Raw genomic sequence first — 380 nt, 5'->3', positions numbered from 1 at the left:
GGCTTCCAGTCGGCGATGTACCGGCGCATGGAGTTCCTGCTCGGCGACAAGTCCGCGTCGATGCTGGTCCCGCACCGGGGAGCGCCGCGGGTGCACGCCGAGCTGGAGAAGGCCCTGCACGAGCCCAGCCTGTACGACGAGGTGCTGCGGTTCCTCGCCCGGCGCGGCCACCCCGTGCCGAAGGAGGTGCTGGAGCGCGACGTGTCCCGGAAGTACGAGCCGTCGCCTGCGGTCGAGGAGATCTGGACGGCCGTCTACGCGGGCGACGAGCGGGACGAGGTGGCACGGCTCGGCGAGGCGCTGACCGACGTCGCCGAACTGGTGTGGCGCTGGCGCAACGACCATCTGGTCGCCACCCGCCGGGCCATGGGGGCCAAGAC

The 380-nt window shown here is 72.1% G+C and carries 1 protein-coding gene; it reads left to right on the top strand.

Going from position 1 to position 380, the window contains the following annotated elements:
• On the top strand, window positions 1-380 hold a 380-nt coding region (locus LPA54_RS42035; protein WP_228985589.1), incomplete at both ends, for a tryptophan 2,3-dioxygenase family protein.

Source organism: Streptomyces sp. DH12 (assembly GCF_020873895.1).
Taxonomy (GTDB): Bacteria; Actinomycetota; Actinomycetes; order Streptomycetales; family Streptomycetaceae; genus Streptomyces.
Note: the sequence above shows the minus strand (reverse complement) of the source record. Positions and strands in the feature narration are given on the sequence as shown.